Raw genomic sequence first — 19943 nt, forward strand, 5'->3', positions numbered from 1 at the left:
CCACGTCCAACGGGTCCTGCTCGAAGGGGAATTCTGTGCTTGCTGCGTTCTCTGAGTTCCGCCGTTCCGCCGGAGCGGCCCGCCTGGCCGCCGCCTCGGCGGCATCCGGCCTCGTGGCAGCCGGTGTGCTGTCCGGCGCCGGTACGGCAGCGGCCGAGGAGACACCGCAGACCGAGGGCGGGGCGACGGCCACGATCAACGGCCTGAAGACCTACGGCGAGGCCGTGATCCACGAGGGCGGCGGCGACCAGCGGGTGCAGGCGGGCCTGTTCGAGATGTCCGTGGACGGCGGCGGCGCCCTGCAGACGTACAGCGTCGACCTCCGCAACCCCACCCAGCGCGACGCCCCCTACGAGGAGACCTCCTGGAGCGGCACCTCGCTGGGTGTCAACAAGGACGCCGGCAAGATCCACTGGATCCTGCAGAACTCCTACCCCCAGGTCAACGACTTGGCCGCGCTCGCCCGCCGGGCCGGCGTCGGCACGCTCACCGAGCAGGACGCGGCGGCCGGCACCCAAGTGGCCATCTGGCGCTATTCCGACCACGTGAAGGTCGACGCCGTCGACCCGCAGGCCGAGAAGCTCGCCGACTATCTGCAGAAGAGCGCCCTCGGCCTCGGTGAGCCGCAAGCCTCGCTCACCCTGGACCCGCCTGCGGTCTCCGGCCGGCCGGGCGGGCTGCTGGGACCGGTGACCGTGCACACCAACGCGACCGGTGTCGCCGTAAGCCCGCCGGCCGACGCGGCCACCAGCGGGGTGCGGATCACCGACAAGACCGGCAAAGCCATCACCTCCGTGAACGACGGCAGCCGCTTGTACTTCCACATCCCCGAGGCCGCGTCGAACGGCACGACGCAGCTGACGGTGCAAGCCTCGACCACGGTGCCCGTCGGCCGGGCCTTCGCCTCCGACAGCCGCAGCCAGACGCAGATCCTGGCCGGTTCCAGCGAGTCCACGGTCTCCGCGACCGCGACCGCCGCCTGGGCGTCCCGTGGCGCCATACCGGCGGTCTCGGCCCGGAAGAACTGCGCCAAGAGCGGCGTGGACATCATCGCGGCCAACAAGGGCAACGAGCCCTTCACTTTCGAGCTGATGGGCGCCGAGCACACCATCCCCGCGGGCACCACCCGCACGGTGACCATCCCGCTCCAGGAGGACCAGGCCTACGACTTCACGATCACCGGGCCGCACGGCTTCCGTCACCGCTTCACCGGCGTCCTCGACTGCAAGACGCAGGGCATGCTCACGACCCAGACGACCCGGGCCCACAACGAGCCCAGCCCCGCCACGGTCGGCGGCACCACGGCCCCCGGCACCGACCTCGCCGCGACGGGCGGCGCGGCGATCACCCCGCTGATCGCCGGCGTGGCCATCGGCTTCGTGGTGATCGGCGGCGCGGTCCTGGTGGTCCTCCGCAAGCGCGAGCAGCCGGACAGCTGACCGCGCCCGGCCTCACGCCTCTTCCTCCCGGGTACCCGACCCGTCCTGGGAGGTCTCGGAAAAGATGAGCCGCGCCGAACCGCTGACCATCCCCACACACCCCAGCCCTAGCGCCCAACGCCCAAGGGCCATGGTGCCGTGCCAGTCGTGCGGGGCGCCGAAGACCGCATAGGCACCCAATGCGATGCCCGCGGCCATGACCGCCAGTCCACCGATACGACGTAAGCCGTGACTCATGGCCCCATCGTTGCCCACCGCAGACCACCACTCAACTGAAAAACCACCCACCCAGCCCCCCTCGACAACAGAAAACCCCCAGGTCACAGCCCCCGCACCAAACGGGTTAACACCCAAGCCTGGCGTTCAGGCAAGATGGGGTGTTACTTGCCAGGGGAGGGCACGAAAGGGCCCCTCACCAGCGGTTTCCTTGCCGATGAGGGGCCATGTTGGGCAGCCTGGGCCGTCTGTGGGCCGTCGGCGGGGGAGCGGCGCTTCAGGGGCCGATTGCGGGTGGCTCGCCAGCCACGCTTCCGAGGCCGAGGTCGGCGCGCATCACGGCGCGCATGCCTTCCCAACGCTCCCAAAGCCGAACGAAGTCTGTCCGTATTTCGGTGAATGATCCATCCGGATCCGGATTCCCTTCCTCCAGGAACATGATCCGCCGGTAGACCCTGGACAGCGCGGTCGTCATCCCGTCCAGCTCGACCAAAACCGCTGCGGACGCGACCATCTGAGCCTCAGCGAGGACGGAGTGATGGTCGCGTCGGGCCTCCTCAACCAGCTCGCGTTCGTCCGGTGTGACAGCTCCCTTGTGCACAGTCCACAGGAAGTTGATCAGCTGGGTTCGGTAGCGCCGGAAGGACGCGTTGACTTGCATGTAGCCTTCGCGTCGGCGGTTCAGCTCAGCTACTTGCTGCTCACGGTGCCACTGAGCTTCAACCGCCTGTTGCTGACGCTGAAACTGTTCCGATTGATCGCGAGCCAGGAGACGCTGCGACAAGACAGAGGCAACAAGCGTGCCTGTGACGCCAACCACCGCAGCGGCTAAGCCGATGAGCGCGCTTCCCATGTGACCACCTGACTTGGAGAGAATACGTCAGCGGCATCCTGCCCGCAGTGCGGCGGTTGTGGACGACGTTTTGCGGCTTGACGTCATTGCCTCCCGGTACTTACAGGTCCGCCGCGTGAGGGCAGAAAACAGCCCCTCACCAGCAGGTTTCCCGCCGATGAGGGGCTGTCTCAGGCTGCCTGGGCAGTCTCCGGGCCGTCATGGGCGTGACCGGCGGCCTGGTACATCGCGGAGATGGCCTTCCGGGTCCGGGTCTCGCTGGACGGCATGAGGTGTGTGTAGACGCGGAGGGTGAACCCCGGGTCGCTGTGACCGAGGTAGAGGCTCAGGGCCTTGATGTTCTCCCCGGCGTCCAGGAGGACCGAGGCGTAGAAGTGGCGGAGGGCGTGCATGCCGTGCTCGCGGGCCGCTGCGTAGCGCTGGCCCTTCTCCGGAGTCGGGATGATGCCGGCCGAGGCCAAAGCAGGCTTCCATGACTGGTCGTTGAACCCCTGGCTCCAGATGGCTGCGCCGATGCCGCTCGTGAAGACGAGGCGGTGTTTGACCTTGGGACCAGTCGGGGTCAGCCAGGGCAAGGTCACCTCGACGGGCGGGAAGCGCTCCATGTGCTCGCGGAGGGCCGCCGATACCTCGGGGTCGAGGGGGACGTCACGGAGCTTGCCGCGCTTGGGCGGTGCGAAGACGAGCGTGCCGCGAACCTTCTTCACTTGCTGGCGGACGTACAGCCAGCCGAGGTCCCCGATGTCGTCGACGGCCAGGCCGAAGATCTCGCCCTGTCGAAGACCGCATCCGGCGCCGAGGTCGACCATGGCCATGTATCGCTCGGGGAGGCCAGCCCGTACGCCGAAGACCTGTTCAGCAGACCACGGGTGCACGCGTGTCGGCGTCGGACGGGGCGCCTTGACTGATCGGGCCCGGCAGGGGTTCGAGGCCAGCAGGCGGTCATCCACGGCCGCGTTCAGGACGGAGGAGACGGCGTCGAAGATGAGGCGCCGGTACTGGGCTGACGCCACGGCGTCTTCGAGCTGGCGGTTCCAGTCGCGGATGTGCTCGGGTTGGAACGAGCCGATGGGGCGGGTGCCGAGGTAGGGCAGAGCGTGCAAGCGTAGTCGGCCCTCGACGGCAGCCCGGCTCGTCAGATCGGTCGTGAGCGACCCGAGCCAGCGATCCGTGTACTCCCGGAACGTTGTCCGAGCCGCTTGCGGGTCGATGTACTGCCCGCGCGCCATGTCGGCTTCGATGTTGGTCAGCCACTTCTCTGCCAGCCTCTTCTGCTTGTCAGGGAAGCTCTTGGACTTCTCCGTGCCGTCCGGGCCGATGTAGCGGGCTCGGTAGCGCATGCCGGAGCCGTAGCGCTCGGTCTTGGCCCTGCGAGGCTTGCCGTTCGCGCCGACTTCGCTCCTGTACCAACGGTCCTGAACGTGGCCGGCCATCAGGCGGCCTCCCCCAGCTGGGTGTCGACCCAGGCCCGCACGTCGGTCGGGTCGAAGCGGAGGTGCCGACCGACACGGAAGCCGCGCGGGCCGGTGTGCTTGCGGCGCCACTGGTAGACCGTCTCGACGCTGGGTAGCTCGAACATCTCGACCAGGTCATCGGGGGTCAGGAACCGGTTCGGAAGCTCTGCGGCCATGGTCAGCACTCCCTTTCGGCGTTCAGCTGGTCGGCAAAGGCGTCGCGGGCGGTCTCGCGGTTGGTCTGGAGGTCGCGGGCGATGGTCGTGGCGAGGGCGGCTTCGCCCGGGGTGTGGCCGTGGCCGGCGTACTGCCAGTCGGCCAGGACGAGGACGGTGTCTGGCTCGCGGTCGTCGAGGCCGAGGGCGGAGGCTTCCTGGGCGGCGCGGTAGTCGGCGCGTTCCTGGCGGAGGGCGCCGAGGGTGATGGAGTAGGTGCGGGACTTGGAGGAGAAGTGCCCGCGGAAGCCGAGCATGTGGGCCCAGGCCCAGAGGCGGCGGTCCGGGTAGAGGCTGTCCAGGTCGCGGCACGCGGTGATGAGTCGTCGGGTGTGGTCGGGGACCTGGTGGCGGTCGAGTTCGGCGAGTTCGCCGATGCGGCGGTCGAGGGTGCCGGTGTTCTCGGCGGCCTTGGTGGCGTACTTGGCCACGTATGAGGCGACGGCCTGTTCGGTGATGTCGGAGCCGTCGCCGAAGGCCTTGACCGGGCGGACGTCGAGTTGTCGGCCCCAGCGGAAGGTACGGGCGGGCTCGTCACCGGCAGCCGGGACTGAGACCGATGTGTACGAGTGCGCTGCGGCGGCACGTACGGCGTCGGTGAGGAGGTCGATCGTGGCCCAGGCGGGCGGTGGTGTTCCGGGTCCCTCCGGGCCGTCGAGGCGTACGACGGCGTGGAAGTGCAGGGCGCCGCGCTTCTGGAACTCGGCGACCTTGCCGTATGAGACGCGAAGGTGTTCGGCGAGTTCCCGGCGGGGCAGGCCGGCGCGGGCGGCGAGTTCGCGGCGGAGTCGGGTGGTGAAGCGCTGCCAGAGCTGTCCGGCGTGGTTGTTGAACAGCACGGCGCCTGAGTAGTCGTAGGTGTCCGGGTCGAGGGCGGTGCCCAGTTCCGGGGCGTCGGGGGCGTGCGGGGTGCCGCAGCGGCAGGAGCCGTGGTCGGGGCGGTTGTGGACCGGGCCGAACGAGGGGGCCGTGAGGGTGGCGAAGACGCGGGGGTGATCGCGGACGGTGGTGGGGACGTCGCGGCGGTCGTCTCCGGCCAGGCCGGCGCGGATCAGGTGGTAGGTGTCGCCCGCGTAGGTCCAGGCGCAGGACGGGCAGCGGGAGGCCCGGCGGTTTCCGCAGGCGATGCGGAGGCGTCCTCCCGGCTCGTTCTCGGTGGAGTATTGGTGCAGGGTCTCGCCGGTGGTCTTGTCTTTGTGGAGGATCCAGCCGGTGAGGTGGATGGGGTCGGAGCAGCCGCCGGTGCGGCGGATCTGGTCTTCCCAGCGGGCGTAGTCGGAGGCCGAGGCCACCCGGAGCACGTCCCCGAGGGTGATCGGGTCAAGCAAGGCGTCGGGCATGGGCGCACTCGGTGTCGCGGGTGAGGCGCGGTGGGCCATGCTTGGGGTTCCTTCCGGTTGTGAGATCGGACAGGGACGGCGCCCGGGCGGCGGATGCTTGGCGGTATCGAGGCCGCCCGGGTGCCGGTCAGCGACGCTTGGCGTCGGAGGCGAGCAGGGAGCGCAGGACGACGGCGCAGACGGCGACCGAGGCGCCGGTGATGGCGACCGCCAGGAGTAGCGAGACCAGGACGGCGCCGAGGACCAGGACGACGGCCGTGCCGCCGCCGACGAGGGCGAGGGCGGTGCCGGGGGTGAGCTGGACCGTGGGCCGGGACGGCGCCGGAGTAGGCGTGGCGGCCGGCGGAGTCTCTGTGTGCCGGGTGACGGCGGTCGGCTCGATGACGGCGGGAGGGGTGGTGAGGCCCGTCGGCATGGGCATGGTGGGGATCTTCGGGCGGAACATGGGTGGTCTCCTCTCGCGGGCGGGCTACTTGACGAGGGCGTTGATGGCCGGGGCGAGGACGCTGTCGGCGAGGAGGAAGCCGCCGAGCAGGAGTACGGCGATGAGCCAGGCGGGCGGGCGGATGAGCTTGACGCCGAGGTAGCCGACGACGAGCAGTGCGAACCAGAGCGGGACCTGCATGGCGGTGACCTCCTAGCGGATGCGGCAGCGGTGCGTGCGGGCGGCGAGCTGCGCGGCGGACTGGCTGGAGTAGTCGGCGGACCAGCCGCAGCCGTCGGAGGTGCACACGGCGGCGTGCTTGGTCTGGCCATGGCGGTCGCGGTGCGTGCCGATCTGCACCGGGCCGATGTGCATCACGGAGTGGAAGTGGTCGCGGGCTGGCATGTCAGTCGGTCTCCTCTCGGGTCGTGGCCGGGGCGGGGAAGCTGGCGCGGATACCGGCGGCGGTGGCCGGGTCAGCGGTGCGCTGGGCGGCTTCCTCGGCGAGCAGGTGAGCGAGGAAGGGCCGGTTGGCGGCGGCCATCTCGCGGGCGCCGTCGAGGTAGTCGGAGGCGGTCAGGTCGGCCGGGTCATGGGTCACCGGTCTTCCTCTCGTGCTGGTCAGGCGAGGTGGGCGGCGATGGCGTCGGCGAGGTGGGGCGGGACGCCGAGGCGGGAGCGCAAGGTGTCGGGGTCGATTGGGGATCCGGTGCGGGTGCGGTACTCGTCGGCGACCTTGCGGGCGTGGTCGAGCAGGACGGCGGGGACCGGAGGAGCAGGGGCCAGGGCCGAAGATGCGGGGGCCGCGTCAGACTCGGGCACCGGCTCAGTTGCCGATGCGCGTTCGGCGTCCGGAACCGGCTGCTCGACCGGAGCCACGACCTCCTCCGCGTCCGCGACAGATGCCGGCGGAACCGGCCCCGACTCCGCAGCCGACGAGTGCGCGAGGAGCGTGCCGCCGAGGAAGGCGAGCGCGGGCCATCCGGCGATGCCGAGGCGGAGCAGAGCGGGCGGGTCGGCCAGGTCCAGGAACCCGGCGGTGGCGACGTTGGCGCCGAGCGAGGCGAACAGCGCTACGACGAACCAGCACCAGGCCAGCCGGGACGGGCCTTCACTGCGCAGGCGCCGCCAGGCGGCGACCATGAGCAGGTCGACACTGACTGGGTAGGCCCAGGCCTTCCAGCCGTTCTGTCCGGCAGCGGAGGCCAGGTCGTGCAGGTGGGCGAAGGACAGGGCACCGGCGATGACGGCCTGAACGAGGACCGCGTCGACACGGAGGCCGTGACGGGAACCCATCAGGAGTCGCCGGGGTAGGCGGGGCCGCCGTCGGGGTCGTAGCCGGACGGGAACGTGCCGGGCGGGAACGTGCCGGGCGGCGGCTCGGGCAGCGAGACGGCGAGGGACGCGCTGACGGCTTCCACGAAGTCGAGGTCAGCGCCGGCCATGTCGGCGTACAAGGCGAGTTGGCCGAGGAGGAGCACGGTCCGGGCGAAGTCCTCGCAGTTCGGGCACACGGCGGGGTCTCCCTTCTTTGGGCATGGCGGGGGTAGGGACCTGGCGCGAAGGCGGTCGCGCCGACCGGTGGGGATCAGAGAAGGATCAGACGGCGGCTGAGGAAGCCTTGGCCAGCGACACGGGAGCGGCGGCGGAGGCGGAGAGGGCGGGCCGGAACGGAGCCAGCTCAGGCAGGTCCGGGGTCCGGTCGGCGTGCCGGTTGCAGATGTTCACGGCCTGGCGGAGCGAGGTGTGCGGAGCACGGATGCGGTGCCACCCTCCGGAGGAGTCGCCCGAGATGGCGAGCCCCCGCATTTCGGCCGGGATCTGGATAGCGGCGAGGACGGCGTCCGGGGCGATGTCGCCGAAGGCCATGTTGGCGGATGACTCGTCGTTGACGCGGTGGGCGGTACGGCCGGTGAGCTGGGCGCGGAGCATGGTGATGCCCTTGCCGAGTTCGGAGCCGAAGCGCTGCCCGCAGATTTCGAGGTAGATGCCGGCCGCGCGGCCGAGCTGGGCGAGGCGGACCAGGGCAGTGATGATGCGGTCCCGGCGCTTCTCCTCCTCCTTGTTGGCGTACAGGGCGAGTTCGGCGACCTCGTCGACCAGGACCACGACCGGGACCGGGCGCAGGTGATCGGGCAGGTCCCAGATGTCGGCCGCGATCTCCGCGTCCGGCACATCGGCGGTGATCCGCTGCTGAGCCCGTATGACCTGATAGATGCCCTCCATCCGGACCACGAGCGCGTCCAGCACCTCGGCGGCGGTGTCGGGATCGTCGGCCAACGCGGAGAACCGGCGGGCCAACGGGAACAGTTCAACCCCCTGCTTGCAGTCGATGCCGACAAGGGCAACGTCCATCGCCGCGAGACCGGCGACGAGGTTCCGCTGGTAGACGGACTTGCCGGACTCCGTGGCCCCGAGGGTGAGCGCGTGGGGTATCGCCCGGTAGTCGCGGTAGTGGACCGAGCCGTCCTGCCGCAGGGCGACCGGCACCCGCATCGGCCGGACGTCGGTCTCGGCCGGCATCTGCACCCGCTTGAGCACGTCGTAGCCGGTCATCCGCACCTCTACGACGCCGGAGCGCAGCTCCCGCGAGGTCACGCCGTACATCGAGAACGAGTGCCGGAGCCGGTCCGAGGCTGCGGCGACGTCGAAGGCGTCCTGTCCGGGACGGAGCTTGAGCCGCAGGACCAGGCCGGTGCGAGTGGGCCGTAGCCGAAGGATGCGCGGGGAACGGGGCTCCGGTATCGGCCGGTTGGTGGCACGGGCGAGAGCGAGACGCCACCGCGCGGGCGGCACGGTTAACCCGCACGCGTCCATGACGGAGCGGTACCGGACCAGGACCCGCACCACGGCCAGCGTGACCCCGAAGGTCAACCAGTACCAGGCGGGGCGCCGCCACCGCAGGAGACCCACGGCGACGGCGACCAGCACCAGGGCGACCGTGAAGCCGGTCATGATCAGGCCGCCTTGGGTCCTGCGGCGGCGTTGGCGAGCGAGGTGACCGCGACCGCGCGGAACGCGATGCCGTGCCGCTTCTGGCCGTTGAAGTCGTTCTCCCAGGGCCGGGCGATCAGTCCGGTGAGCGCGACCGGCGTGCCCATGGCCAGCTCGCCGGTGATGCCGGGCTCCGGGACGGTGATGGAGAGGATCTCCACCTCCTCGTTCGCCGCGAACATCACGTCGACCGTCATCAGCTTCGCCCCGGTCTCGGTGTCGGTGGCGATCTCGCCGGTACGGCGGTCACGCACCTTGACCTGCGGGGACTTGGCGACCATCACGACCGCTCCGGCGGTGTCGACGGGAATCTGACGCACAGAGATCACTCCTCTATAGATGCTGGACTCCGTCACTCATGTACATGAGTGACATGAAGAAGAGTGCCTCACTCCTGTACATGAGTCAACCCGCCGCGAAGAAGAACTCACGACGGGTTGCAGGAAGTTGAGCGGGCGTCAGTCGGCGGCAGGGATCCTGTACTCGAAAACGAACTGGTCAGCGGCCATGAGGGTGTCGCACACCTCGACCACGAGACCCTCGGTCGTACGGGCCTCACGGATCAGATGAACCACCGGCGCACCCGGACTCAGCGCCAGCTCCGAGGCCTCCGCCTTCGAGGCCGGCCGCGCCTGCAACGTCTCGACGAACTCCACGAACTCGTGCCCGTGGTCTTCGAGTCGGGCGTAGATGCCACCGCCGCCGGGGTTCTCGGCGAACAGCTCCGGAATCTCCTTCACGACGTCCCACGGCAGGTACGACGTCGCCGTCTCGACCGGGGTGCCGTTACGGAAGTACAGGCGCCGACGAGCCAGCACCTGCGCACCGACCGGGACGCCCAGGCGCTGGGCGGCATCCTCGGGCGCCTCCATGGGCCCGATGTAGAGAACGCTGACCTTGGCAGCCGCACCGGACTGCGCGGACTCCGCGAGGTAGGCCGCCTGCCCACCCTGCCGGAGCGAACGCCGGAAGCGATCGGAGGAGCGGTGCCGCACGGGAGGCCGGCTCTTCACGATCGAGCCCTTGCCGTGCCGGGTCTCGACCAGCCCACTCGCCCGCACCTCGACCATGGCCTTACGAATCGTCCCGCCGGACACGCCATAGCGGTCCACCAGCTCAGACTCACTCGGCACCATGTCACCAGGCTTCAGGACCCCCGCCCGGATCTGCTGCACGATCTCATCCGCGATCTGCACGTACCGAGGCCCGGATCCGACCCCTCCAGCCGCAGTTCCCATAGTCCTTCTCTGCCTCCTATGCTCCTCTACATGAGTCAAGCACAGGAAGCGTCACCCTCCCCCCTGCACTCCGTATCCGTGGCCGGAGTAGTGGTGCGCGAGGACGGCCGCCTCCTGGCGATCCGCCGAGCCGACAACGGCACCTGGGAACTCCCGGGCGGCATCCTTGAACTCACCGAGACCCCTGAGGCCGGCGTAGCCCGCGAGGTCCTGGAAGAGACAGGCATCCACGTCGAGGTCGACGAACTTACCGGCGTCTACAAGAACCTCACCCGCGGCATCGTGGCCCTGGTCTTCCGCTGCAAGCCCTCCGGCGGCACCGAACGCACCTCAAGCGAGTCCACAGCCGTTTCCTGGCTCACACCCGACGAGGTCAGCGAGCGCATGGCCGAGGTCTTCGCAGTCAGGCTCCTGGACGCCCTGGACGGCAACGGCCCCCACGTACGCAGCCACGACGGCAAGCGCCTCATCCCAGCGGGATAAGACCTTCTCTCCTTCATCAAGGCGGCTCGCTCCGCTCACCGCGCGCGGCCCGGCCCCCGGCCGGGCCTGCGCTCCTGTCTCCGCCCCGCTCCAGCCCGGCCGGCGCCCGGGCCGCGGGCACAGCAAGCAGCCGCTTGATGTCAGAGAAGGGGTACGTCGTGGCTGGGGCCGGTCGGCTCCACGGCTTTAGCCACCTCCCCGGTCCGGGTCCCGCGTCGAGCAAGACCAGGGGGCCACTCGTGCACATTGCGGTCAGGCCCAAAGCCTGCCCGAGTTGCTGGCCAGCGTACGGCCCCCTGATCACGCTCGACCCCAGACCGGGCAGGCCACCGGCCAAACCCGTTCCACCGACCGGCTGTTCGACCTCGTGTCCACAGTGATCTTTGAAGACCGCTACCACACAACGGCTCCGCGATGAGATCATCTCCCCATGGAGCAGAGGGACTTCGCGGTGGCGGACTTAAGACTGGACGGTAACAACCCTCGGCATGCTGTGCCGACACCAACGACACGCGAAGCCATCGCAGCTCTGCTTGGGAAGGACCCCGAGAAGCTACTGCGGCTGGCTCAAGACATCGCCCAAAAGGGAGTCAATCCCACTGAATTCCCCATTGTAGTTTATGAAGACGGTCACGCAATCGTTATCGAGGGAAATCGTAGAATCGCTGCGCTCAAGGCGCTAGCCGATCCGTCCTTGGTGGAAGAGTCGCGCATTCGGCAAATGTTCGCAATTGCTGCGCGCCGTCATTCATACCCCCAGTCCGTACGCTGTGTAGTGGCAGAAAGCAGGGAAGAGGCGCGCCACTGGATCACTCTCAGGCACACCGGGGAAAACGAGGGTGTCGGAATCCAGCCTTGGACGACTGAGCAGAAGACGCGGTTCGCGGAGAAGAAAACCCCTACCGAAAAAGCGTTGCGCTTTATGCAGCAAGTCTCGGAATGGTACAGCGCCGACGAGAAGTTGTTGCAGGACATAGAGATTGTTCGCTCGACGCGACTCACTACGCTCGCTCGCCTGCTCTCCGACCCTAAAGTCAGGAATTCCTTGGGGTTCGACTTCCGGGATGACGGGATCCTGGCCGAGTATGAGCCGGAAGCAATGCATAACTCGGTGCGACGCCTGTTCTCTGACTTGGCAACTCATCTTTCGGTGTCCCGGGTCAAGAGCAAAGACCAGCGAAGCGAGTATCTCGGCGCCATCAAAGACGATCTTCCGCAGAACTCGCAGCGTCTGACTCAGCCCCGCTTTGTGCCAAAGCAAAAATCAGCGGGTCCCCCAGTAACTGTTCAGGCGCCGAGTCAACCCTCCGCGCCTGCCCGTCCAACATCTTCGGTGCCCAATAGGCCTCAGCAAGACAAGCGCGTCTTTCAAAATGTCGTAATGAGGAATATCAGTCCTCGAACGGCCAAGGTTCTTAACGAGGCGAAGAAGATTGTCATCGCCGACTCTCCGAACGTTGCAGCCATTATGATCCGCGCTGTCATCGACATCGCCGTAACAGAGGCAGCAGAAACACAAGGATGGCGTCGACGGCAAGACAAGTTGCGGGATCGAATCGGTGTTGCTCTACGCCATATCGACCCGGAAAATGCGGACAGGAAGCTCGACGAAGCCCGCAGGATGTCTCAGAACGACGGTGCTTTGTCTGTTAAAAATCTACACAGTTTCATGCATCAATGGGACGTCCACCCCATGATCGTGGATATCACGACACTCAGTGTGGTTTACACACCCATGCTCCTAAAGCTGGATGAGTATTTGGGAGAAAATCCCAAATGACGAGATACATCAGCCCCCTCCGTTACCCCGGTGGAAAGGCTCGCCTAGCCGGATATATCAAACACCTAATTGACTCCCAGCACCCCCGACCGACCCACTACTCGGAGCCGTTCTGTGGAGGCGCCGGCGCTGCACTTAAGCTTCTCACCGACGGCACCGTAGATCACATACATCTGAATGATGCGGACCCGGGGATCGCCGCCTTCTGGCGGTGTGTCTTCACCATGACCAGTGAGTTCGCAGAGTTGGTGCGCGCCGCCGAGGTGACGATCGACAGCTGGCGTAGGGCCGCAAATACGTACGCTAGTCCCCTAGGGAAAGATGATCTCGATCTAGGATTCGCAACGTTCTTCTTGAACCGATGCAACCGATCAGGGATCCTTCGTGCCCGTCCCATCGGCGGTTACGAGCAGAAGGGTAAGTGGAAGATCGACGCGCGCTTCAACCGCGAAGGGTTGGCGGAGCGTATAGAGCTGCTTGGATCGTATCGGGACAGTGTCTCCTTGTCGCAGCAAGACGGTCGGCAGCATATTCAAGACCTGGAAGCCCTGGGTGAGAACGTCTTGGCGTATGTGGACCCTCCCTACTTGGTCCAGGGCGATCGCCTCTACATGGATTCCCTCAGCTCGGAAGACCACACTGAACTATCCTCGGTTCTGTCTGGAAGCCCCATTAAATGGTTCCTGACTTATGATGCCGAGAGCCGTATCACGGAAAGCCTGTACCCAGATCACCGGTGCATGCAGTTCGAGATATCGCATAGTGCGCAGGTGCGTCATCTGGGGGTCGAGTACGCCGTTTTCAGTAAAGATTTGCACGTTCCAGAATTTGATGGCGTTATCGGCAAGAATGACTATCTTTGGCTAACAGTCTGAGGGGGTAAGTTTGACGATCGTACACTTTCCTGAATATCGGGCGTACGACCAGGAAAGGGTCAGGGCGAGTGATGCCATGATGGCATTGCTGGCAGGATCCCGGCTTGCGGAGAATACGCTGCGCCTGACTGATGGCAGTACTCGCCTTCTGCCCGAAATATTCCCTGCGGTACCTCATATTCGACGCATGAATCTGACGACGGCGAATGCCCGCACGCTGCTTTCTCAAGCTGAGCAGCACCTAGGTGCTATGGCTGTGCCCTACGCTCTCGCCATTCACGAGGACTTCGTTAAGACATGCTTCGATCTCCTGCTTAGGGATAGCCAAATTACGTCGGCGGAAATTCAAAGTGCGAACGCATCGTCCATGCATAGACTTTTTGAGAGGAAGACTGGTAAGCGGCTCCCAAGTGATTCCATAGAACAATTCCACCTTATTCGACGCATGCGTAACGCGGTGATTCACGCAGGTGGGAAGCCGAAACAAGGTCTTGTCGCGGCGGCCAACAGCCTATCTTCTGGGGCGCTTGCGCAGTGGGTGAAAGTAACCGGCGAACACCCGGCCACTCGCGTTCAGCTCGGCGTTCCCGTCACCTTCTCTCACGGGGGGCTAGTTCTAGCGCTAGCGGTGACAAAGCGAATATCGCAGGAAATGAACTTTGCGCTCATGGGGAGTCTTTCGCGCGACACATGGGCCGATGTTGCGCTTGAAGATTTCATCGCCGAACATCCACGGTTGGTCCACATAGCGCAGCGAAAAAGAAAGTTGAGTGGTTTTCTCCAAAGTTATTACCAGGCGCTCAATCTGACCGAAGCCGAGACGGTCTCAGCAATGCAGAGAGCAGGATGGTAAAAGTGAAAAGAGGGCGCTCTTCCAGTTAAGCTACCCGCCGGGACTCGAACCCGGACCTCCCTCTTCTGTGGATGCCAGCGGTCGTGAACCGCAGTGGGCTTCTTGGGCCTCGCATCCCTTCACTACAAGCAGAATAGCAGACGTTGCTACAAGCTGGTCGGCCCTCAAGTCGACTGTGTTGCAGTGACGTTGAACACCCCGTAGCGCTGCTCGAAGTTCATGAGACCACGTCTGACGACGTTGATTCGGTTGTCTGTGGCCGCAGCGGGAGCCTGGTGGGGAGGCGTAGCCGGGCCCAGCGCGCATGGTCGGTGGCACACCATCCGTTGTGTCTGGCTGTGTGAGCTGAAGCTCAGACGGTTGGGCAGAGCGCCGCGCATCGGTCAGGTGGCATAACGCGAGAGAGAAGAACCCGGGCGGATGACCGGGCTCGTCTCCCTGCAAAGGTGGAACACGGTGGTTGGCAGACGCCGTTGGCTTCAGAAGCGGCGAGGTTCGCTTGCCGCCAGGAGGTGGCCACGGCTGATCGCTACGCGGAGTACGTCCCGCAGAGATCCAGTCAGCTTGTCCGCCAGGAGGCGTACCTCTTCAGGTCCCGAGTCTTTGCCGCCGAGGGTTTCCGATGCCTGGTCCAACAGTTCCGCGGCCATACCCAGTTGTACCGCCTCGATGTTGTCCGCCAGGCGGGACATATGGCCGTCCCCGTCATCGGTGCTGAGGTAGCAGGGTTTGCCCTCCCGACCCGACCACGGGAGGAGCCGGAGTTCGTTCCGTGCCGTCATCCTTGCGTCTTCCTCTCACTGATCATGTGGTGGGTGGTGAAAACCGCGTCGACGCGGTCCCCGGGGAACACCAGGAGGGCGGCCTCGACGACTCGCCCGGTCGTGTCGGCTGCAACGCGTGTGATCGCGAGGACCGCAAGAGCTGAACTGATGCGGAGGGCCGACGTCTCTTCTGGCGTCGGGAGGCGGGCGGAGACTGTCTCCCGGATCTCTGCCGGCGGAGGGCGGAGCACGGGGAAGCTCGCTTCTGCCCGTGCACAGGAGAGTCCGTCGCCGAGCGCTGCGGGCGATGTCATCTCGTGCGGGACGTAGATGCGGGCCATGCTGTGCGGGGACTCTCCCTCGTAGCTGAGGCAGAGGAATTCGGTCAGTGGGCTGCCGTTCGGGACGCGCAGCAGGGCTGTCAGCTCTCCGCGCGCGCCCATTGCGGTGGTGCGGACCGTGACGCGCAGATCAGTGTCCGCGGCTGTCCGAGGGTCCAGCGTGCCCCATCCGCCGACGTATGCGATCTTGCGGAGGGGGCGGCGAACGAAGTTGCCCTTGCCGTGGATCTTCTCGACGAGGCCCTCGCCCTGAAGTGCCCCGAGAGCGCGCCGCAGCGTCGCCGTACTGACCTTGTATTGGCCGGCCAACCCGGACTCGGGCGGAAGGCGTTCGCCGGGCTTGATGTGACCGGTCGTGATCTGGTGCCGTAGGTCATCGGCGATGTCGTGATGGCGTGCGGCCATGGACCCGATCACCGCCTTCTCATCATCCGCACGGCGGCGAGCCGGGTTCGCGTGTGTATGGTCAGCAGCTCGCCCGACTCGAAGAGGAGTTGCTTGGCGCCGTTGGACAGTTGGAAGAGGTTGCCCACGCGGCATGCCCGGCCGCCGACCTGGATGATGTCGCCGCGCTGAACAGTGGTCGCGGTGACCTCCACGTTGGATACCAGCGCGCCGCCGGGAACGGGAGCGTTCACCGCTGTACCTCCCCGGGCGTGGACTGGTCGTATGTCGAGTGGCATGGGCAGTCGCATTTCTCGTAGACAACCGGCAGGTCGACCGGTGCCGGGGCGGCGGAGGACTCCGCGCAAGCGGGGTGTGTACCGATCCGGCACGCGGTCGATCGGTAGGAGGCAGCCGAGGCGTCCTCGACGCGGGGCTGTTGGCGGGAAGGCATCAGTGGACCCCCGCCAGGGCCGACCAGACTTCAGCCGGCAGGTGGGAAGCGACGACCACCGGGCGCGGACGTACTCGTTCCTCCCGAGCCAGCACGTACGGGCGGACGAGCGCGTTTTCCTCACCTCTGAGCGGGTGTCGGTGGTTCGCGATGCCGGAGGCCCGGCCCAGGACGACCGTCGGCGCGTCAGCGGACGCACGGAGGGCGCGTGCGGCCGGCGACCGGAAGGGCGTTAAGGGGCGGCGGTGCCTGCCCCTGGGGAAGTACCGCGCTCTGGTGAGCGAGACGGCACGGCGGATACGGTTGAGCACGCTACTCAGCTCCTATCGCTGATGGCAGGTCCCCCGACATCGCCCGTCGTGGGGACCGCTTTGCGTACGACCGCCCAGAGGGTGCGGCCGTTCAGGCTGGTGGCGACGAGGCCGAACCGATCGGCTTCTGCCACTGCTTCCAGGGCCTCCCGCCATAAATCGGCGGAGAGCGAGTCCGGCACTTCCGCTTCGACCGACGAGTACCGGTCGTGCTCCTCCACGCGCGCGACGAGCCCGACGGCGGACAGCCGGGCAGCGATGGCCGCCGCGCTAACTCCCGAAGCGGGCACAGGGCAGCCTCCGTCAAGCGGCAATCACGTTCGGTGAAGCTAGTTAACTAGATTAGAGCTAGTGGACTAGATTTTCCATATGCCTGAGCAGCCGCCCTATCTCCGCATCGCCGACGAACTCCGGCGGCGGATCGCGGAGCATGCGTGGGAGCCGGGGGACCGTCTGCCCTCTCGCGCCCAGATCGGCCAGGAGTGCGGCGTGGGCGAGAACGTCGTCCGTCGCGCGCAGGAGCTGCTGATCTCCCAGGGTGTGCTGGAGGGGCGGGCCGGATCGGGCACGTACGTCGCCGAGCCCCGGCAGCGGGTCCGGGTCGTCCGGTCATCGGCCCGGGAGCAGCCCAGTGGATCGCCGTTCCGCGCGGATATGAGGGCCGTGGGCAGGCAAGGTGATTGGGAGAGTCGGACCGATGCCAAGGTGCCGGCTCCGGCAGCCATTGCGGCCCGGCTCGGCATTGCCGAGAGCGATCTGTGCGTCCGGACGACGTACGAGTTCTTGGCGGATGGCAGGCCGGTGCAGCTGTCCACGAGCTGGGAGCCGTACGACCTCACCGCTGGCACTCTCATCGTCCTCCCCGAGGGTGGGCCGCACGCCGGGGCGGGTGTCGTGAACCGCATGGCCGCGATCGGCGTCACGGTCAGCCATGCCGTGGAGCAGCCCGAGCCGCGGCAGGCGACGGCCGAGGAGGCGTCGATGCTCGGCATCCAGAAGGCCGCGCTCGTCACGCACATCCGGCGGACGTACTACAGCGACCAGGGGCGGCCCGTGGAGACGGCGGACATCGTGGTGCCCGCCGCGCACTGCGAGATCGTGTACGAGATCCCGATCAACCGTTAGTCGGCGCCCTCAGTAGCGAGCCAATCGGCGAGCGCGGAGAAGTCGGCATCTACGAGGCCTTTGGCCGGGTCGACGCGATGAAGCAGCGACGCCCCAGGGTGTTGCGCAGCGACCCACAAGCGATCCATGGCGCTGATTTCGTCGTCGACCCAGATGAACGGTCGACCGTCGGCCCACTCGACCAAGGGGCGAGTCTTCCAGTGCAGGCCGCGCGGTCCCTCGTCGGCGCCGGTGTCCGGCCACTCCACCACAGGCAGCTTCGGCAGTCCGAGGCGCGGGGCGACGACTTCGTTCGCCTCCTCCATCCACGTCGTGGCCCAAGCGAGACGACAGCCCAAGGCCAGCAGACGTGCTCCGATCCCGGGATCGAGCCGATCAAGCAGCGGGTTCCCCCGGTCGACCGGCGTCGAGGAGCCGTACGACGCCCCGAACGGGATGAGTGGGCCGTCGACGTCGAGGAAGAGGATGGGGCGCTCCGCTGCGCTGGTCACAGCGGCACGATAGCCCCGCGGAGCAGTGAGGGGACCCGACTTCCCGGGCCGTCTCTGGGCCGTGCGAGGGTGCCCGAGGGCACTCGGCAGCGACCGACAGTGACAGACGAGCTACAGTCGCCACCACAGAAACCCCAGGTCAGACGGCCCGGACCAAACGGGTTAACACCCAAGCCTGGCGTTCAGGCAAGATGGGGTGTATCTGCCCACTGCCAGATTTCAAGCTGCCGGACGGTTTCTCTTGGCTGAGTTCATTTACACCATGCGCAAGACGCGCAAGGCGCACGGCGACAAGGTGATCCTCGATGATGTCACCCTGAACTTCCTGCCGGGAGCGAAGATCGGCGTCGTCGGCCCGAACGGCGCCGGTAAGTCGACCGTGCTGAAGATCATGGCCGGGCTGGAGCAGCCGTCGAACGGCGACGCGTTCCTGTCCCCGGGCTACAGCGTCGGCATCCTGCTGCAGGAGCCCCCGCTGAACGAGGAGAAGACCGTCCTGGCGAACGTCCAGGAGGGTGTCGCCGAGATCAAGGGCAAGCTCGACCGGTTCAACGAGATCGCCGAGCAGATGGCGACCGAGTACACCGACGCGCTCATGGACGAGATGGGCAAGCTCCAGGAGGAGCTGGACCACGCCAACGCGTGGGACCTCGACGCCCAGCTCGAGCAGGCCATGGACGCCCTCGGCTGCCCGCCCGGCGACTGGCCCGTCACCAACCTCTCCGGTGGTGAGAAGCGCCGCGTCGCGCTCTGCAAGCTGCTGCTGGAGCAGCCCGACCTGCTGCTCCTCGACGAGCCCACCAACCACCTCGACGCCGAGTCGGTGAACTGGCTGGAGCAGCACCTCGCCAAGTACCCGGGCACCGTCGTGGCCATCACCCACGACCGGTACTTCCTGGACAACGTGGCCGAGTGGATCCTGGAGCTCGACCGCGGCCGCGCCTACCCGTACGAGGGCAACTACTCCACGTACCTGGAGACCAAGGCCACCCGTCTCAAGGTCGAGGGCCAGAAGGACGCCAAGCGGCAGAAGCGGCTCAAGGAAGAGCTGGAGTGGGTGCGGTCGAACGCCAAGGGGCGTCAGGCCAAGTCCAAGGCGCGTCTGGCGCGGTACGAGGAGATGGCCGCCGAGGCCGACAAGATGCGGAAGCTGGACTTCGAGGAGATCCAGATCCCGCCGGGCCCGCGGCTCGGCAACATCGTCGTCGAGGTCGACAAGCTCAACAAGGCCTTCGGCGAGAAGGTCCTCGTCGACGGTCTCTCCTTCACGCTGCCGCGCAACGGCATCGTGGGCGTCATCGGCCCGAACGGCGCCGGCAAGACCACCCTGTTCAAGATGATCCAGGGGCTGGAGACGCCGGACGCCGGCAACATCAAGGTCGGCGAGACGGTCAAGATCTCCTACGTCGACCAGACCCGCGCCAACCTCGACCCGAAGAAGACGCTGTGGGAGGTCGTGTCCGACGGACTCGACTACATCAACGTCGGTCAGGTCGAGATGCCGAGCCGGGCGTACGTGTCCGCCTTCGGTTTCAAGGGCCCGGACCAGCAGAAGCCGACCGGTGTCCTCTCCGGTGGTGAGCGCAACCGCCTCAACCTGGCGCTGACCCTGAAGCAGGGCGGCAACCTGCTGCTCCTCGACGAGCCCACCAACGACCTCGACGTCGAGACCCTCAGCAGCCTCGAGAACGCGCTGCTGGACTTCCCGGGCTGCGCCGTCGTCGTCTCCCACGACCGGTGGTTCCTCGACCGTGTCGCCACGCACATCCTCGCCTACGAGGGTGAGTCGCGGTGGTTCTGGTTCGAGGGCAACTTCGAGTCGTACGAGAAGAACAAGGTCGAGCGGCTCGGGCCGGACGCCGCGCGTCCGCACCGTGCCACCTACAAGAAGCTGACCCGGGGCTGATCG

26 protein-coding genes are annotated in these 19943 nt (G+C 66.8%); 7 read left to right on the plus strand and 19 right to left on the minus strand.

Annotated features, from left to right (window positions below; all coding sequences use genetic code 11):
- Window positions 1-83: 83 nt before the first annotated feature.
- Window positions 84-1439 (plus strand): TQXA domain-containing protein, encoded by a 1356-nt coding sequence (locus AB5L52_RS28685; protein WP_351026763.1) that lies wholly within the window; start codon window positions 84-86, stop codon window positions 1437-1439.
- A gap of 12 nt (window positions 1440-1451) precedes the next feature.
- Here AB5L52_RS28685 and AB5L52_RS28690 read toward each other — a convergent pair whose 3' ends face one another.
- The 14 genes from AB5L52_RS28690 to AB5L52_RS28755 all read right to left on the minus strand — a co-directional run bounded on the left by AB5L52_RS28690 (window position 1452) and on the right by AB5L52_RS28755 (window position 10173).
- Complete coding sequence (locus AB5L52_RS28690; protein ID WP_369367010.1) at window positions 1452-1637, minus strand: hypothetical protein; 186 nt, start codon at window positions 1635-1637, stop codon at window positions 1452-1454.
- 295 nt (window positions 1638-1932) lie between these two features.
- Window positions 1933-2508, minus strand: coding sequence for a hypothetical protein (locus tag AB5L52_RS28695; protein WP_369367011.1), 576 nt, complete (start codon window positions 2506-2508; stop codon window positions 1933-1935).
- Window positions 2509-2678: 170 nt separating this feature from the next.
- Window positions 2679-3941, minus strand: coding sequence for a tyrosine-type recombinase/integrase (locus AB5L52_RS28700; RefSeq protein ID WP_369367012.1), 1263 nt, complete (start codon window positions 3939-3941; stop codon window positions 2679-2681).
- Window positions 3941-4138 (minus strand): AlpA family transcriptional regulator, encoded by a 198-nt coding sequence (locus AB5L52_RS28705; RefSeq protein WP_071384857.1) that lies wholly within the window; start codon window positions 4136-4138, stop codon window positions 3941-3943. Before AB5L52_RS28705 ends, AB5L52_RS28700 begins: the two co-directional genes overlap by 1 nt.
- A gap of 2 nt (window positions 4139-4140) precedes the next feature.
- Window positions 4141-5517: a replication initiator protein RepSA gene (repSA, locus tag AB5L52_RS28710; RefSeq protein WP_369367014.1), complete on the minus strand. Its 1377-nt coding sequence runs from the start codon at window positions 5515-5517 to the stop codon at window positions 4141-4143.
- Between the two features lie 127 nt (window positions 5518-5644).
- Window positions 5645-5962 carry a SpdD-like protein gene (locus AB5L52_RS28715; protein ID WP_071384855.1) on the minus strand — a complete coding sequence of 106 codons (318 nt, stop codon included), beginning with the start codon at window positions 5960-5962 and terminating at the stop codon, window positions 5645-5647.
- Window positions 5963-5986: 24 nt separating this feature from the next.
- Window positions 5987-6142 (minus strand): hypothetical protein, encoded by a 156-nt coding sequence (locus AB5L52_RS28720; RefSeq protein WP_107069211.1) that lies wholly within the window; start codon window positions 6140-6142, stop codon window positions 5987-5989.
- Between the two features lie 12 nt (window positions 6143-6154).
- Window positions 6155-6346, minus strand: a complete 192-nt coding sequence (locus tag AB5L52_RS28725) for a mobile element transfer protein (protein WP_369367017.1) — start codon at window positions 6344-6346, stop codon at window positions 6155-6157.
- 1 nt (window position 6347) lies between these two features.
- A complete protein-coding gene (locus AB5L52_RS28730) occupies window positions 6348-6542 on the minus strand; it encodes a hypothetical protein (protein ID WP_071384853.1) in 195 nt (64 codons plus the stop codon).
- A 20-nt stretch (window positions 6543-6562) separates the two neighbouring features.
- Window positions 6563-7237, minus strand: coding sequence for a DUF2637 domain-containing protein (locus tag AB5L52_RS28735; RefSeq protein ID WP_369367019.1), 675 nt, complete (start codon window positions 7235-7237; stop codon window positions 6563-6565).
- Window positions 7237-7455 carry a hypothetical protein gene (locus AB5L52_RS28740; RefSeq protein ID WP_369367021.1) on the minus strand — a complete coding sequence of 73 codons (219 nt, stop codon included), beginning with the start codon at window positions 7453-7455 and terminating at the stop codon, window positions 7237-7239. The genes AB5L52_RS28735 and AB5L52_RS28740 overlap by 1 nt, the downstream gene beginning before the upstream one ends.
- 85 nt (window positions 7456-7540) lie before the next feature.
- Window positions 7541-8896: an FtsK/SpoIIIE domain-containing protein gene (locus AB5L52_RS28745; protein ID WP_369367022.1), complete on the minus strand. Its 1356-nt coding sequence runs from the start codon at window positions 8894-8896 to the stop codon at window positions 7541-7543.
- 2 nt (window positions 8897-8898) lie between these two features.
- Window positions 8899-9255, minus strand: a complete 357-nt coding sequence (locus AB5L52_RS28750) for a hypothetical protein (RefSeq protein ID WP_369367023.1) — start codon at window positions 9253-9255, stop codon at window positions 8899-8901.
- 138 nt (window positions 9256-9393) lie between these two features.
- Window positions 9394-10173, minus strand: a complete 780-nt coding sequence (locus tag AB5L52_RS28755; RefSeq protein WP_369367024.1) for a GntR family transcriptional regulator — start codon at window positions 10171-10173, stop codon at window positions 9394-9396.
- A gap of 18 nt (window positions 10174-10191) precedes the next feature.
- Between AB5L52_RS28755 and AB5L52_RS28760 the strand changes: the two genes are divergently transcribed.
- The 4 genes from AB5L52_RS28760 (at window position 10192) to AB5L52_RS28775 (ending at window position 14164) form a co-directional block, all read left to right on the plus strand.
- Window positions 10192-10656: an NUDIX hydrolase gene (locus AB5L52_RS28760; RefSeq protein WP_369367025.1), complete on the plus strand. Its 465-nt coding sequence runs from the start codon at window positions 10192-10194 to the stop codon at window positions 10654-10656.
- Window positions 10657-11086: 430 nt separating this feature from the next.
- Window positions 11087-12436, plus strand: a complete 1350-nt coding sequence (locus AB5L52_RS28765) for a hypothetical protein (protein WP_369367026.1) — start codon at window positions 11087-11089, stop codon at window positions 12434-12436.
- Window positions 12433-13311: a DNA adenine methylase gene (locus tag AB5L52_RS28770; protein WP_369367027.1), complete on the plus strand. Its 879-nt coding sequence runs from the start codon at window positions 12433-12435 to the stop codon at window positions 13309-13311. Before AB5L52_RS28765 ends, AB5L52_RS28770 begins: the two co-directional genes overlap by 4 nt.
- Before the next feature lie 10 nt (window positions 13312-13321).
- Entirely contained in the window at window positions 13322-14164 is an 843-nt protein-coding gene (locus AB5L52_RS28775) for a hypothetical protein (protein WP_369367028.1), read from the plus strand.
- 479 nt (window positions 14165-14643) lie between these two features.
- Here AB5L52_RS28775 and AB5L52_RS28780 read toward each other — a convergent pair whose 3' ends face one another.
- The 4 genes from AB5L52_RS28780 to AB5L52_RS28795 form a co-directional block, all read right to left on the minus strand.
- Window positions 14644-14946: a hypothetical protein gene (locus tag AB5L52_RS28780; protein ID WP_369367029.1), complete on the minus strand. Its 303-nt coding sequence runs from the start codon at window positions 14944-14946 to the stop codon at window positions 14644-14646.
- On the minus strand, window positions 14943-15674 hold the full coding sequence (locus tag AB5L52_RS28785; protein ID WP_369367030.1) for a GntR family transcriptional regulator: 732 nt from the start codon (window positions 15672-15674) through the stop codon (window positions 14943-14945). Before AB5L52_RS28785 ends, AB5L52_RS28780 begins: the two co-directional genes overlap by 4 nt.
- An 8-nt stretch (window positions 15675-15682) precedes the next feature.
- Window positions 15683-15907, minus strand: coding sequence for a hypothetical protein (locus AB5L52_RS28790; RefSeq protein WP_369367031.1), 225 nt, complete (start codon window positions 15905-15907; stop codon window positions 15683-15685).
- A 516-nt stretch (window positions 15908-16423) separates the two neighbouring features.
- A complete protein-coding gene (locus AB5L52_RS28795; RefSeq protein ID WP_369367032.1) occupies window positions 16424-16708 on the minus strand; it encodes a hypothetical protein in 285 nt (94 codons plus the stop codon).
- Window positions 16709-16787: 79 nt separating this feature from the next.
- Here AB5L52_RS28795 and AB5L52_RS28800 point away from each other — a divergent pair, with 79 nt between their 5' ends.
- On the plus strand, window positions 16788-17543 hold the full coding sequence (locus tag AB5L52_RS28800; protein WP_369367033.1) for a GntR family transcriptional regulator: 756 nt from the start codon (window positions 16788-16790) through the stop codon (window positions 17541-17543).
- Here the strand turns inward: AB5L52_RS28800 and AB5L52_RS28805 are convergent.
- Window positions 17540-18034 carry an HAD domain-containing protein gene (locus AB5L52_RS28805; RefSeq protein WP_369367035.1) on the minus strand — a complete coding sequence of 165 codons (495 nt, stop codon included), beginning with the start codon at window positions 18032-18034 and terminating at the stop codon, window positions 17540-17542. The genes AB5L52_RS28800 and AB5L52_RS28805 overlap by 4 nt on opposite strands.
- A gap of 241 nt (window positions 18035-18275) precedes the next feature.
- Between AB5L52_RS28805 and ettA the strand changes: the two genes are divergently transcribed.
- A complete protein-coding gene (ettA, locus tag AB5L52_RS28810; RefSeq protein ID WP_351574615.1) occupies window positions 18276-19940 on the plus strand; it encodes an energy-dependent translational throttle protein EttA in 1665 nt (554 codons plus the stop codon).
- The last annotated feature ends 3 nt before the right edge of the window (window positions 19941-19943 follow it).

Origin of the sequence: Streptomyces sp. CG4, from assembly GCF_041080655.1 — a bacterium.
Classification (GTDB): domain Bacteria; phylum Actinomycetota; class Actinomycetes; order Streptomycetales; family Streptomycetaceae; genus Streptomyces.

Coding starts and splice junctions, on each gene's coding strand:
- AB5L52_RS28690 (WP_369367010.1), bottom strand. CDS start 1,637: ATGGCCGCGGGCATCGCATTGGGTGCCTATGCGGTCTTCGGCGCCCCG.
- AB5L52_RS28695 (WP_369367011.1), bottom strand. CDS start 2,508: ATGGGAAGCGCGCTCATCGGCTTAGCCGCTGCGGTGGTTGGCGTCACA.
- AB5L52_RS28700 (WP_369367012.1), bottom strand. CDS start 3,941: ATGGCCGGCCACGTTCAGGACCGTTGGTACAGGAGCGAAGTCGGCGCG.
- AB5L52_RS28705 (WP_071384857.1), bottom strand. CDS start 4,138: ATGGCCGCAGAGCTTCCGAACCGGTTCCTGACCCCCGATGACCTGGTC.
- repSA (WP_369367014.1), bottom strand. CDS start 5,517: ATGCCCGACGCCTTGCTTGACCCGATCACCCTCGGGGACGTGCTCCGG.
- AB5L52_RS28715 (WP_071384855.1), bottom strand. CDS start 5,962: ATGTTCCGCCCGAAGATCCCCACCATGCCCATGCCGACGGGCCTCACC.
- AB5L52_RS28720 (WP_107069211.1), bottom strand. CDS start 6,142: ATGCAGGTCCCGCTCTGGTTCGCACTGCTCGTCGTCGGCTACCTCGGC.
- AB5L52_RS28725 (WP_369367017.1), bottom strand. CDS start 6,346: ATGCCAGCCCGCGACCACTTCCACTCCGTGATGCACATCGGCCCGGTG.
- AB5L52_RS28735 (WP_369367019.1), bottom strand. CDS start 7,237: ATGGGTTCCCGTCACGGCCTCCGTGTCGACGCGGTCCTCGTTCAGGCC.
- AB5L52_RS28745 (WP_369367022.1), bottom strand. CDS start 8,896: ATGACCGGCTTCACGGTCGCCCTGGTGCTGGTCGCCGTCGCCGTGGGT.
- AB5L52_RS28755 (WP_369367024.1), bottom strand. CDS start 10,173: ATGGGAACTGCGGCTGGAGGGGTCGGATCCGGGCCTCGGTACGTGCAG.
- AB5L52_RS28760 (WP_369367025.1), top strand. CDS start 10,192: ATGCTCCTCTACATGAGTCAAGCACAGGAAGCGTCACCCTCCCCCCTG.
- AB5L52_RS28765 (WP_369367026.1), top strand. CDS start 11,087: ATGGAGCAGAGGGACTTCGCGGTGGCGGACTTAAGACTGGACGGTAAC.
- AB5L52_RS28770 (WP_369367027.1), top strand. CDS start 12,433: ATGACGAGATACATCAGCCCCCTCCGTTACCCCGGTGGAAAGGCTCGC.
- AB5L52_RS28780 (WP_369367029.1), bottom strand. CDS start 14,946: ATGACGGCACGGAACGAACTCCGGCTCCTCCCGTGGTCGGGTCGGGAG.
- AB5L52_RS28785 (WP_369367030.1), bottom strand. CDS start 15,674: ATGGCCGCACGCCATCACGACATCGCCGATGACCTACGGCACCAGATC.
- AB5L52_RS28800 (WP_369367033.1), top strand. CDS start 16,788: ATGCCTGAGCAGCCGCCCTATCTCCGCATCGCCGACGAACTCCGGCGG.